The 13,046-nt window shown below is 72.9% G+C and carries 8 protein-coding genes and 1 tRNA gene; 6 read left to right on the top strand and 3 right to left on the bottom strand.

Going from position 1 to position 13,046, the window contains the following annotated elements; translation table 11 throughout:
- Position 1: 1 nt before the first annotated feature.
- The 3 genes from ACIBF7_RS20035 to ACIBF7_RS20025 all read left to right on the top strand — a co-directional run bounded on the left by ACIBF7_RS20035 (position 2) and on the right by ACIBF7_RS20025 (position 1,898).
- Positions 2-829, top strand: coding sequence for a metal-dependent hydrolase (locus ACIBF7_RS20035; RefSeq protein WP_222708850.1), 828 nt, complete (start codon positions 2-4; stop codon positions 827-829).
- Positions 830-881: 52 nt separating this feature from the next.
- Positions 882-954, top strand: a tRNA-Ala gene (locus ACIBF7_RS20030).
- Between the two features lie 38 nt (positions 955-992).
- A complete protein-coding gene (locus tag ACIBF7_RS20025; RefSeq protein WP_397197782.1) occupies positions 993-1,898 on the top strand; it encodes an SMP-30/gluconolactonase/LRE family protein in 906 nt (301 codons plus the stop codon).
- Between the two features lie 4 nt (positions 1,899-1,902).
- Here the strand turns inward: ACIBF7_RS20025 and ACIBF7_RS20020 are convergent, their stop codons facing one another.
- Positions 1,903-5,109, bottom strand: coding sequence for a GH92 family glycosyl hydrolase (locus tag ACIBF7_RS20020; RefSeq protein WP_397197781.1), 3,207 nt, complete (start codon positions 5,107-5,109; stop codon positions 1,903-1,905).
- Between the two features lie 198 nt (positions 5,110-5,307).
- Here ACIBF7_RS20020 and ACIBF7_RS20015 point away from each other — a divergent pair, with 198 nt between their 5' ends.
- Together ACIBF7_RS20015 and ACIBF7_RS20010 are read left to right on the top strand one after the other, a co-directional pair.
- Positions 5,308-6,789, top strand: a complete 1,482-nt coding sequence (locus ACIBF7_RS20015) for an acyl-CoA carboxylase subunit beta (protein WP_397197780.1) — start codon at positions 5,308-5,310, stop codon at positions 6,787-6,789.
- Positions 6,790-6,814: 25 nt separating this feature from the next.
- The gene (locus ACIBF7_RS20010; protein WP_148030005.1) at positions 6,815-7,024 is read left to right on the top strand and encodes a DUF5988 family protein; all 210 of its coding nucleotides are present in this window, start codon (positions 6,815-6,817) and stop codon (positions 7,022-7,024) included.
- Between the two features lie 5 nt (positions 7,025-7,029).
- On the opposite strand, the gene ACIBF7_RS20005 is transcribed toward ACIBF7_RS20010, so the two are convergent.
- Positions 7,030-9,816, bottom strand: a complete 2,787-nt coding sequence (locus tag ACIBF7_RS20005) for an AAA family ATPase (RefSeq protein ID WP_397197779.1) — start codon at positions 9,814-9,816, stop codon at positions 7,030-7,032.
- 122 nt (positions 9,817-9,938) lie between these two features.
- Positions 9,939-11,717 carry a 2-isopropylmalate synthase gene (locus ACIBF7_RS20000; protein WP_397197778.1) on the bottom strand — a complete coding sequence of 593 codons (1,779 nt, stop codon included), beginning with the start codon at positions 11,715-11,717 and terminating at the stop codon, positions 9,939-9,941.
- Positions 11,718-12,074: 357 nt separating this feature from the next.
- Here ACIBF7_RS20000 and ACIBF7_RS19995 point away from each other — a divergent pair, with 357 nt between their 5' ends.
- Positions 12,075-12,989 (top strand): UbiA family prenyltransferase, encoded by a 915-nt coding sequence (locus ACIBF7_RS19995; protein ID WP_219548611.1) that lies wholly within the window; start codon positions 12,075-12,077, stop codon positions 12,987-12,989.
- Positions 12,990-13,046: the final 57 nt, after the last annotated feature.

The following is a 13,046-nucleotide window of genomic DNA, read 5'->3' as shown; positions in this document are numbered from 1 at the left end:
CGTGAATTCGACAGTCGTCACCTTTCCCTACGGTCATGTCAGTGGCCGTTCCACGATCGTCGAGGCCGTGCCGGTGGGGGAGCGGCACGGCCTCGTCGTCACCGAGACCCCGTTCCACCCCCTCGACCACACCTGGCCGGACCAGCCCGCCGACCGGGGCACCATCGGCGGGCTGCCGGTGCTCGACTGCGTGACCGGCGCCCGCCCGGCCGGGGGCGACATCGTCCTGGGCGGCGACATCCCGGTACGGCGCGGCGCCGACGGCTGGGACTGGCTGGTCGTGCACGTCACCGAGACCCCGCTGGACGTGGGCGCCGAGGTCGGCCTGGAGGTCGACGCGGCGCACCGGGCCGCGCTCTCGGCCGGGCACACCGCCTGCCATCTCGCCGCGCTCGCCCTCAACGCCGCCCTGGCCGGCCGCTGGCGCAAGGAGCCCGCGCGCGACCGGCTCGGCAACCCCGACTTCGACCAGAGCGCCATCACCACCTCGCGGATCTCCCCGTACGGGAGCGTCGACGAGTACCGGCTGGGCAAGTCGCTGCGCAAGAAGGGGTTCACCGCCGAAGGGCTGGACCCCGAGGAGACGGCGCGCGAGGTCGCCGCCCGGCTGAAGGCGTGGGTGGCGGCCGACGCGCCGGTCCGGATCGACGTGCCGGGCCCCGGGCTCACCGCCCGCCGCACCTGGCACTGCGCCCTGCCCGGCGGCGAGGCGTCGATCCCGTGCGGCGGCACCCACGTGCGGAGCACGGGAGAGCTGGGCGAGGTCACGGTCACGCTGGAGACCGGCGAGCAGTCGCTCACCATGCGCACCACCGTCACCTCGCCCTGACACATGACACGGGCGGCCCCGGATTCGGATACACTTGGCGACGCATCCGCAAGGGGCTATGGCGCAGTTGGTAGCGCGCTTCCATGGCATGGAAGAGGTCTGGGGTTCGAATCCCCATAGCTCCACCCCTGTCGGGCAGCCGATCCCCCCGGAGGCCGTCCTCGTGGAGCTCATTCCCGTCGATTTCGAGGCGTTCGACAAGCGCATCGCGGCTGTCCGCGGCGACAGAAACCTCGAACGCCTCCACCGTGGGACCCGCTGGGCGGAAGGGCCGGTCTACTTCCCGGCGGGCCGCTTCCTGGTGTGGAGCGACATCCCCAACGACCGGATGCTCCGCTGGGACGAGCAGACCGGCGCGATCGGGCCGTTCCGTCAGCCGTCCGGCTACGTCAACGGCAACACCCTCGACCGTGAGGGCCGGCTCATCTCCTGCGAGCACGGCGCGCGCCGGGTGACCAGGACCGAGCACGACGGCTCGGTCACCACCCTGGCCGACAGCTGGCGGGGCAGGCGGCTCAACAGCCCCAACGACGTCGTGGTCCGCTCCGACGGGTCGATCTGGTTCACCGACCCGCCGTACGGCATCCTGGGCGACTACGAGGGACACCGGGCCGAGCAGGAGATCGACGGCTGCCACGTCTACCGCATCGACCCCGGCACCGGCGCGACCGAGATGGTCGCCGGCGACTTCGCCAGGCCCAACGGCCTCGCCTTCGACCTCGACGAGAGCAGGCTCTTCGTCGCCGACACCCAGGAGCGCCACCTGCGGGTCTTCGACGTGCGCGACGACGGCACGCTCACCGGCGGCCGGGTGTTCGCCGCGCACGACGGCAAGGAGGGCTTCGACGGCCTGCGCCTGGACGACGGCGGCCGCGTGTGGGCCGCCGTCGGATCCTCGGTGCACTGCTACGACCCGGACGGCACGCTCCTCGGCAGGCTCAACCTGCCGGAGAGCGTCTCCAACCTGGTCTTCGGCGGGCCCAAGCGCAACCGGGTCTTCATCACCGCGACCACGTCGCTGTACTCGGTCATGCTCAACATCCGCGGCGCCCGCCCGGTCTGGGCCTGACCCGTCACTTGAACGCCCAGGCGAAGAGGTGCAGCTCGCCGTCCTCCGCCGGGGCGAAGGTCAGGCTGGCCACCTTCTTGGCCGGGTCCAGCGCGATCGGCTGAGCCGCGAACACGTGCGCGCCGATGGGCTGGAACGCCCATGAGCCCCAGAAGAGCCTGAGCGGCGTGCTGGCTACGGGCTCGTTGCCGAACGCCGGCGGCTCGCCGCCGAAGTCCAGGATCCACTCGCTGAGGCCGAGCTTGCCGGTGCTCGTCGAGCCGTCGGTGTAGGTGACCGTCACCTTCGACTCGGGCCAGCCGTTCACGCCCGACCCGAGGAACGCCAGCTCGCTCGCCCCGTCGGGCGCCGCCACCTCGATCGGCGCGGTGCCCGGCCGCAGGTTGTCCCACTCGCCGGGCTTGCGGTCGGGCCAGGTGAAGTCGAAGCCCTTCCAGGAGACGGTGCCGCCCGGCTCGATGCCCTCGTCGGCCAGGGCCTGCGCCGAGTAGCTGAACCCGGGCCCGTCGATGTTGGCCTCGTCAGGGACCGTGGCGTCGCCGATGCCGGCGTTGTTGTGGTGCCACGCCAGCGTGCCGCGCTCGGCCACGTTCAGCCGCACGCCGCCGGTCGCCTCGCCCGCGACGATCGGCACGGTGTGGAAGCCGAGCGCCACGCCGGGGTCCACGGTGATGCTGATCTTGCGGGTGGTGGCGCGCCCGGCTGGCACGAGCAGGCGTCCGCTCGACGGCGTCACCGTGATCCCCGGCGGCGGCGTGGCCTGCCACGCGACCGTGGCCGTCCGCTCCATGGACCGGATCGTGAGGTCGGCCTCGAAGGTCCCGCCGGGCGCCACCGGCCCGCTTCCCGGGTTGAGCCCCAGCAGGTACGGCTCGGTGCCCTCGCCGAACGACGGCGGCGCGTCCGCCGGACGGGCCCCGAAGGCGAGGTTCGGAGAACTGCTCACCGTGAAGTCCAGCCGCCCGCCCCGCGTGGCGAACGTCTCCGGCAGCCACGCCTGCGAGACGGGGACGCCGTTCACGCGCAGCGCCCGGATGTAGCCGCCCGCGGCGCCGGGCGCGTTGACCTGGATGTCGCCGCCGGGCCTGTCGATCGTGATCCGGTCGAACAGCGGCGTGTTCACCAGCAGCTCGGCCCGGCCGGGGATGGCCGGGAACAGGCCCATGGCCGACCACACGTACCAGGCGCCCATCGTGCCCAGGTCGTCGTTGCCGACGAGCCCGTCGGGGCCGGGGCGGAACAGCTCCTTCTGCGTTTTCCGGACGACCTCCTGCGTCCTGTACGGCCGGCCCGCCCACGCGTACAGCCACGGCGACTGCAGCGCGACCTCGTTGCCGAGGTAGGCGTACGGCCGGTGCGGGCCGGCGTTCAGCTCCTTGAAGTAGTCGTCCAGCCTGGTCACCGCTTCCTGGGCGCCGCCCATCGCGGTGATCAGCCCCTGCGGGTTGTGCGGCACCATCCAGTGGTACTGCGCCCCGTTGCCCTCCATGTAGACGTCAGCGGCGGCCGGGTCGAACGGCGACTTGAACGCGCCGTCCCCCATCTTGGGCTGGACCCAGCCATTGGCCGGGTTGAACAGGTGCTGCCACGCCTGCGCGCGCTTCATGAACTCCGCCCGCGTGGCCTGGTCGCCGAGCCGGGAGGCCAGCTGGGCGATGCCGAAGTCGGCCACGCCGTACTCCAGCGTCGCGGACGGGTCCGACGGCACGTACCCCTTGTCCATGTACGCGGCGTTGCCCGGCCGCTCGTCGTAGTCCAGCAGCGGGTGACCGATGTCCATCGGGCCGCTGCGCCGGGCGGCCTCGGCCATCGCCTTCAGGGCTGCGGCGGCCTCGAAGTCGCGCGCACCGAAGGCGTGCACCGTGGAGAGGATCACGTGGAACGGGTCGCCCACCATGACGCCGGTGACCGCGTTCTGGTGCGACCAGCGGTCCCACACGTTGCCGAGCGCCTGGGCGTTGACGTACATCGACTGCGCGATGTCGCTCGCCACGTCCGGCGCGAGCAGGGCCAGCAACTGGACCTGGCTGCGGTAGACGTCCCAGCCGGAGAAGGTCGCGTAGTGGTGGTGGCCCGGCTTCACCCGGTGGATCTCGTAGTCGGAGCCGACGTAGGTGCCGTCGGCGTCGTCGAACACGTACGGCTGGAGCAGCGCGTGGTAGAGGCTGCTGTAGAAGGTGCGCCGCTGGGCGTCGGTGCCGCCCTCGATCCGCACCTGGCCGAGACGGGCGTTCCAGACGGCCTCCGCCTCGCTCGCCACCTGCTCCAGGTTCTTGGCGCCGATCTCCGTCCGCAGGTTGTTCCTGGCGCCCTCGACGCTCACGTACGACAGGCCCACCCGCATCTGCACCGGCGTGGCGGGGTCGAATTCCAGGTACGCGCCGGACCCCGGCCCGTTCACCACCACGTCGTCGGAGGTGACGACATGACCCTTCACCTTGCCTTCGGAGGCGTTGGCGACGACCCGCGCGCCGGGCAGCACCTGGTCGTCCTTCCAGGTGCCGAAGCCGGTGACCGGCCGGTCGAAGGTGGCGTGGAAGTAGACCTTGTAGCGCGTCGGAGGGCCGCAGAACCCGCCGGTCAGCACCCAGCCCTCGACGGTGTTCCCGCTGATCCGGGTCTCGCCGTCGTCCACGCCGTTGATCGAGCCGCTGGTGTTCAGCAGCAGCGTGGCCGGCTTGCCCTCAGGGAAGGTGAAGCGGCCGACGCCCGCCCGCGTGCTGACCGACAGCTCGGTCTTGACGCCGGTGTCCAGGGTGACGCCGTAGAAGCCGGGCGAGGCCTTCTCGGCGGTGTGCTTGAAGGTCTGGACGTAGTCCATCCCGTGCGTCGCGGGGGAGCGGCCGATCCGGCCGGAGAAGGGCATCACCGGGAAGTCCTGGGCGCCGGTGCAGCCCGGCCCGGAGATGTGGGTCATGGAGAAGCCGCGCAGGCGGTCGTCCTCCCAGCGGTAACCGCCGCCGGCGTCCTCCACCGTGTCGGGGCTCCACTGCATCATCCCGAACGGCAGCACGGCGCCGGGGAAGGTCATCCCCCCGCCGCCGCCGTGCCCGAAGTCGGCCGCCGCCTCCTTCGTACCGTGGAAGACGTTGACCAGCGAGGCCGGGTCGCGCACGGCGGCGGATCCCGGATCGGGGGTCGTGACGGCCCCGGCGGGGAACACCGCCGTGGCCAGCAACGTGGTGACAATCGGTAACGACCACAAGGACATGTCGCACGCCTTTCGAGGGTGAGATCGAATCATCGAAACCCGCCCCCACACCCCGGTCAACGAGCGAAAACGGCGCGCACAAGTTGCCATCCGCGCAGGCGTGAATAGGGGTTGGCCGGCACCCCGGCCGTTGACACATTCGATGGGTGCCACGGGTCCACGGACCCGTGAGAGACCGTCGAGCACAGGGGATCAGGGATGACCGTCTTGCCCACGCTGCCGGACGAGCTGCCGGACGAGCTGCCGGTGAGCCGCGCGCCGGCCGAGCGCGGGGCGGAGCCCGCCGCCGACCCGCGCGCCCCTTCGGTCAGGCTGGCCCGGCTGCTGGACCCGGGCACGCCCGTCGCGCTGCACGCGGACGACGACAGCGGCGTGAGCGCGGTGCGGGGCCGGGTGGACGGGCGGCCCGTCATCGCCTTCTGCACCGACGCCAGGAAGATGGGCGGCGCGCTCGGCGCGGCCGGGGCCCGGCACATCGTGGCCGCCACCGACGCCGCCGTGGCCGAGGGCTGCCCGGTGATCGGCCTGTGGCACTCCGGAGGCGCCAGGCTCGCCGACGGCGTCGAGTCCATGGACGGCGTGGGCCGCATGTTCGCCGCGATGACCAGGGCCTCCGGCGTGGTGCCGCAGATCTCGGTCGTCCTCGGCCCGGCCGCGGGGGCCGCCGCCTACGGTCCTGCCCTGACCGACGTCATTGTCATGACCGGCTCCGGGCGTGTCTTCGTGACCGGCCCCGACATCGTGCGGAGCGTCACCGGCGAGAAGATCGACATGGCGGCGCTCGGCGGCCCCGACGCGCACGGCCCGAGGTCGGGGGTGGTGCACGTGCAGGCCGCCGACGAGGACGACGCCTGCTTCCGCGCCCGCCGCCTCGCCGGGCTGCTCCGCGGCGGGCAGGGCCGGTTCGAGCTGGCCCCGCTGCGCGAGCCGAGGGACCTGCGCGCGCTGCTGCCCGAGTCGCCGCGGCGCGCCTACGACGTGCGGCCGCTGGTGCGCGCCCTCGTGGACGGTGACGCGCGCGGGCCGGTCTTCGAGGAGCTGCAGCCCCGCTGGGCGGCCAACGTCCTGGTCGGCCTCGGCCGGCTCGGCGGCCGTCCGATCGGCGTCCTGGCCAACAACCCGATCCGCAAGGGCGGCTGCCTGGACTCGCTGTCGGCGGAGAAGAGCGCGCGGTTCGTGCGCATGTGCGACTCCCTGGGAGTTCCCCTGGTCGTGCTGGTCGACGTCCCCGGCTTCCTGCCCGGGGTGGACCAGGAATGGGGCGGCGTCGTCCGGCGGGGCGCCAAGCTCCTGCACGCCTTCGCCGAGTCCGTGGTGCCGCGCGTCACGCTGATCACCCGCAAGGCCTACGGCGGGGCCTACATCGCGATGAACTCCCGCTCGCTCGGCGCCACCGCGACCTTCGCCTGGCCGGACGCCGAGGTGGCGGTCATGGGCGCGGAGAGCGCCGTACGCGTCCTGCACCGCAAGACCCTGGCCGCCGCCCCCGACGACGAGCGCGACGAGCTGAGCGCCCGGCTGGCAGAGGAGCAGCGCCGGACCGCCGGCGGGGTGGCCCGCGCGATCGCGCTCGGCGTGGTCGACGAGGTGATCGCGCCGGAGACGACCCGGCTCAGGCTGGCCCAGGCGCTGGACCGGGCGCCCCGGGCGCGCGGACGCCACTCCAGCATCCCGCTGTGAACACCTCTCACCAAGAGGAGGCACCATGAAGGAGATCAGAGCCGTCCTGGTCGGCGGACCGGAGGCGGTTCCGGCCGAGCGGCGGGTGCAGCGCGTGAGCCCCGGCACCGAGGTGTTCAAGCTCCCGCACGGCGCCGGGTACGAGCACTTCAGGCGCGGCGGCGAGAGCGCCACCGTCGACGGCGAGCGCGCCGTCGTCTTCGAGTGGGTCATGCGCACGGCCGTCGCCGAGTGAGATCGCTACAGTGACCTGCCGGCCAGACCGGCCGGCAGGTCACGGCGGCGCGAGACGTTGAGCTTGCGGTAGATCCGCGTCAGGTGCTGCTCCACGGTGCTCACGGTGATGAAGAGCTTGCCGGAGATCTCCCGGTTGGAGTACCCGTCCGCGGCCAGCGCCGCCACGCGCTGCTCGGCCTCGCTGAGCGCCGCTTCCGGGCTCTGCCCGCCGGCGTGCCCGTTGAGCCGGCCGTTCACCTGACCGTTGACCTGTCCGTTCACCTGTCCGTTCGCCTGGCCGTTCCTGCGGGCGCGGGCCGGATCGCGGATCAGCGCGCCGGCGTGGCATTCCTGGGCCAGCGCGCCGGCCCGGCCGCTCAGCATCCCGGCCCTGCGGTGCTCGCCGATCGCGTGGTACGCCTCGGTGAGGTCGAACAGCGCCCTGGCGTGCTCGTACCGGTCTCCGCCCGCCCGCAGCAGGTCGGCGGCGCGGCGCAGGAGCATGACGCGGTGCCGCACCTCGCTCGCCGCGGCGAGCAGGCGCAACGCCATCCCGTGCACCCGCTTCGACCGCTTGCCGCAGCCGGCGAGCTGGGTCTCGATCAGCCCGCGCGCCTCGTCCACCTCGCCGAGGCGGATCAGCGCCTCGGCCGCGTCCAGCCGCCACGGGACGAACTCCGGCACGTCCAGCCCCCACGCGCACGTCAGCTCACCGCACAGGCGCAGGTCGCGCAGCGCCTGCCTGGGCTGGCCCGACATCAGCGCGAAGCGGCCCTTGCCGTAGAGGTACTGGGCGGCGAACCGGGTCTCCAGCATGGCCTCAGGCACCGGCTGGGCGGCCTGGCGCAGGTAGTCCAGATGGCGGCCCATGCCGGCCCCGGCCATCAGCAGGATGCCCAGCGGCGCGCCGACGGCGACCCCCCAGCTCTCCGGCGAGACGAGTTCCAGGGCCCGCTGGGAGTCGCGCGCCGCCGCGGCCAGGTCGCCCCGGCGCAGCGAGATCTCCGCCCGGATCGCCGACAGCCTCGCCTGGCGGCTGGGCGCGTGCCGGTCGGCCGCCTCGGACACGAAGACGTCGCACCAGGGCGCGGCCCGGTCGGCCCGGTCGCTGTAGATCAGGGTCAGCAGCGCGCACTCCACCGCGTCCATGGACATCTCGTCCAGGCGGGAGCCGCGCAGGATGCGCTCGGCCACGGTCACGAGCTCCTCCTGCGGGCCCTCGCTCAGCGTGGAGGCCAGCGCGTCGGCCGACACCAGCCGGCGGTCGGCGCCGAGCGAGCGGGCCGCGCCGCCCGCCTGCTCGGCGGGCGGCTCAGGAAGATGCGGCAGGAAGGCGGGCCAGCTGCTGCGGAGCCAGGCACGGGTCGCGCCCAGCTCCGCCACCGCCTCGCGGTCCAGCTCCCCGCCGTCGCCCAGGCAGCCCAGCACGTCCTTGGCGTCGGCGACGTGGCCGTGCCACAGCAGCGCCCTGGCCAGCACGATGGCGTCGCCGCCGCCCAGATGGCCCTGGTGCAGCGCCTCGGTCAGCTCGGCCAGCTGGCCGGTCTGCGTCCCCGGGTCGATCCGCCACCTGGCCCGCACCAGCGTGGTGGTGATCCGCGCCCTGCGCCGCTCGTCGTCGCACGCCTGCCAGGCCAGCTTGAGGTACTCGATGGCCGACTCGACCCCGTCGTCGCGCAGCGCCTGCTTGGCGGCCTCCTCCAGCACCGACAGCGCCCACGGGTCTCCCGCGTGGGTGGCCCGCAGGAGGTGGCCGGCCACGACGGCGGCGGGCGCGCCCTCCTGGTAGGTCAGCTCCGCCGCCCGGCGGTGGAGGTCGATCAGCTCCGAGGTGTCCAGCCCGGCCAGCACGGCGGACGCGGCGGCCTCGTGCCGGAACCGGCCGCCGGTGAGCAGCCCGGCCCCGGCCAGTGCCTGGACCGCCCTGGCCGTGGCCGCCTCGCCCCGGCCGAGCAGCCGTCCGGCGGCGCCGGGCTCGCCCATCACGGCCAGCGCGCGGGCCACGGGGAGCAGGTCGGGATCGGCGCGCTGCAGGCAGGCCAGCACCGCGTCGGCGTACCTCTCGCCGGGCTCGCCGGTGGCCCGCAGGTCCTCCAGCGCCGCGTCCGCCAGCAGCCGGTTGCCGCCGCTCAGCTCGTGGCACCGGGCGGCGAAGCGGTCGGCCGCCTGCGCCCCCTCCCGCTGCCGCACCCGCTCGGCCACGCCCTCCTCCGCCAGGTGCGCCAGCCGCACCGGGCGGCAGTGCGGCTGGCGCTCCACCTCGGTGCGCAGGAGCGGGTGCGGGTGGGCGTGGTGGTCAGGGCCGCTGAGTACGAGCACGACCCGGGCGTACCTCACCCGGCGCGCGAGGTAGGACAGGCACAGCTGCGAGGCGCGATCGGCGTGCTGCACGTCGTCCACGACGATCGCCAGAGGGCGGCGCTCCGACAGTTTCAGCAGCACTGTGCACAGGGCGTCCACGATCTGCGCGTCCACGTGCGCGAAGGACTCCGCGCCCGGCGCGCGTGACAGGTGCGCGCGGGCGCCCTCGCGCAGCAGGTCCAGCGTGGCCGCGCGGTGCTCGTCGGCCGGTGTGTTCCGCACGAGCTGCGAGAGCACGCCGAGTGGCAGGTCGCGCTCGGCGAGGGAGCCTGTCGCGGACAGCGGGAGCGCGCCGTGCCGGAGCGCCTGCTCGGCGAAGTCGTGCAGCAGCTCGCTCTTGCCGGTGGCGACGGCGCCCGTCACCATCGCGATCCGGCCCCTGCCGGCCTTCGCCTCCTCCAGCAGCTCCATCAGGAGAGCCGCGTCCTGCCGCCGATCGTCCGGTGCCATGATCCTCCTCTTGCGCGGGTTCAGTAGGGCAGCTTGCGTCCGGAGGGCGTCCGCAGGTCGAGCGCGTCCTGGCCGGATCGCCTGGGCCTGGGGCGTCTGGTCCTGATCCGTGACATGACGGGCTACTCTCCGGCGGCCATCAGGTGGGGGCGGTCGGCGGCCGGGCGCGCGCGGTCCTGCGCCTGGGCCGGCCGGTCGGCCCTGCGGGCCAGCCTGCGGCCCGCCGCCCGCACGGCCGACAGCGCCGCGGCCGTCACGTCCGCGCCGATGCCGGCACCCCACGCCACGCCCGTGCCCGCGCCGGTGCCCGTGCCGCACTCGGCGTAGACCACGACGTCATCGGGGGAGTGGCCGGCGAGCGCGGGCTGCTCCGGGGTCAGGTCCGCGTCCAGTGGCGGTGCGGTGCGGTGCACGGCGCGGAGCCGGACGCCCCACGGGGCGAGCGCGGCGCCGAGCGCGCGGACCGCGTCGGCGCGCGGCCCGCTCATCTCCATGCGGCCGTCGACGTGCAGCGTGACCACGAGCGGTGTCCTGCCGATCGCCAGCGGCGCGGCGGGGTCGCCCCGGTACAGGTACTCCTCGCGGAACACCGCCCCGATCCCGCTCGGCGACAGCTCGCCCTCCAGCGTCTCGGCCCGCTCCTGGACCCGGGCGGCCAGCTCGGCCTGGAGCCCGCGCGGCAGGTTGAGCCCGTGCCAGGCGCTCATCACGTACGCGACGCCGCCCTTGCCCGACTGGCTGTTGACCCGTACCACCGCCTCGTAGGTGCGGCCCACGTCCTTGGGGTCCACCGGCAGGTACGGCATGCGCCACGGCAGGCGGGACGGGTCCGCGCCGGTGGCCGCGGCCTCACGCTCCCGCTCGTCGAAGCCCTTCTTGATGGCGTCCTGGTGGGACCCGGAGAAGGCGGTGTAGACCAGGTCGCCGCCGTAGGGGTGCCGGGGGTGCACCGGCAGCTGGTTGCACAGCTCGACGGTGCGGCGCACGGCGTTGATGTCGGAGAAGTCGATGCCGGGGTCGATGCCGTGGGAGAACAGGTTCATGCCCAGGGTGACCAGGCAGACGTTGCCGGCGCGCTCGCCGTTGCCGAACAGGCAGCCCTCGATCCGCTCGGCGCCCGCCAGCAGCGCCAGCTCCGCGGAGGCCACGCCGGTGCCGCGGTCGTTGTGAGGGTGGACGGACAGGCACACGTGCTCGCGGTGCGGCAGGTTGCGGTCCAGCCACTCGATCTGGTCGGCGAAGACGTTGGGCAGCGAGCGCTCGACGGTGGTCGGGAAGTTCAGGATGATGCCCCGGCCCGCCTCCGGCTGCCAGACGTCCATGACGGCCGAGCAGACTTCGAGGGAGAAGTCGGGCTCGGTCTCGTTGAACAGCTCGGGGGAGTACTGGTAGCCCAGGTCGCAGTCGCCCAGCACGCGCTCGGCGTGGTCCATCATCACCTGCGTGCCGCGGACCGCGAGCTGCCTGCAGCCGGCGCGGTCGAGGTCGAAGACCAGCCGGCGGAACAGCGGGGACGTGGCGTTGTAGATGTGGACCATGGCCCGGTCCGCGCCCTTGAGCGAGTCCAGGGTGGCCCTGATCAGCTCCTCGCGCGCCTGGGTCAGCACGGTGATCCGCACGTCGTCGGGGATCAGGTCCCGCTCGATGAGCAGCCGTACGAAGTCGTGGTCGTCGCGGCTGGCGACCGGGAAGCCGACCTCGATCTCCTTGTAGCCCATGGAGACCAGGAGGTCGAACATCATGAGCTTGCGCTCGGGGGTCATCGGGCGCGCCAGGGACTGGTTGCCGTCACGCAGGTCGGTCGAGAGCCAGCGCGGGGCCGAGCGCAGGCGCCTGCTGGGCCAGGTCCGGTCGGGGAGGTCGAGGGGGGTGAAACCGGTATAGCGTTCGGCGCCCTGCATGGTCTGATTTCCTTCCTGATGACGTCCTGTTCTGGGATATGCGGCGGATGGGAACCGGCCGTGGCGGAGGCGGATTCCGGCAGCGTGCCGGGGTTCTCGAATATCGCGGGATTCATCACGGAAATCGTCCCCGGAGCCTTCTCCGGAGGGCGACTTTGCGCGCCGGTCTCGAAAGTCGACGGATCTCTGGGTACGAGGGCGAAACTATAGGGGTCGCCAAGGCGGGACAAGCGGGTGCACCATGAGTTCGGGACCGGTATCCAAGGAGGCAACCTGGGGTATCGAAAGGCGTAGACCCACTACAACTTCCGTGCGCCCCTCTTATCAGGCGGGTCACCCCTGGTCACAATCCCGAATATGTCAGCCAATTGGACACTGTTGGCCCCTTTCCCCGCCCGCGTCATCACGCTGTGCCTCGCCGAATCCCGCCCGTCCGTGCTGGCCGTCTCGTCGCTCCGCTACCTGACCGGGGTCGCCCTGGCCCTGCCGATCACCTCGCTCGCCGATCCCCTCATGGTCTTCCAGGGAGGCGTCGCCTGGGTGGCCTCGATCTTCGCGATCTACCTCTACAACGGCGTCACCGACATCGCCGAGGACCGGATCAACGGCTCCGGCCGGCCGATCGCCAGGGGCGAGCTGCGCCCCCGCACCGCCGCGGCCGTGGCGGCGGTGGCCGCCGTGCTGTCGCTCGTCGCCACGGTGGGCCTGCCCGGCCCGATGACCTGGATCATCGCGGTCAACCTCGCACTCGGCTATCTCTACTCGGGACCGCCCGCTCCGCTGAAGGCCAGTTCGAGCGGCACGGTGATCGTGCTCATGCTGTCGGGGCTGCTCTCCTACCTCGCCGGGTTCACCGTCGCGACGGCCGGGACCGGCGAGGTCGCGCCGACCGGGCTGATCGTGTTCGCCGCCGCCGCGGTCTGCTGGATGGTGCTGGTCGGCGTGCCGGCGAAGGACCTGTCCGACATCCCGGGTGACGCGGCGGCGGGCCGGCGCACGCTCGGCGTCCTGATCGGCGAGAGCGCCGCGCGCCGGATGATGATCGTGGCGGCGCCCGGACTGCTCGCCGCCTTCTGCGTGGCGGTCGTCGTGTGGGACGTGCCGCTGGTCGGCGTGCTGGCGGTGATGGCGGCCGGCGTCGTGGCCGTGGTCGTCGCGGGGACGCGCGCCGTCGGCCGGGAGCAGGGCCGCGCCGCGCGGCGCAGGCCTTACGAGACGTTTATGGCGACGCAACAGCTCGTTCATGTTACGGCTGTCCTGTCGAACATATGACGATAAATGTTGCGCACATCACTCGGATGATCGATAGTGGAAGGCGTGCTTGTACTC

It is taken from the genome of Nonomuraea sp. NPDC050478 (assembly GCF_044458265.1).
GTDB lineage: Bacteria > Actinomycetota > Actinomycetes > Streptosporangiales > Streptosporangiaceae > Nonomuraea > Nonomuraea ferruginea.
Note: the sequence above shows the minus strand (reverse complement) of the source record. Positions and strands in the feature narration are given on the sequence as shown.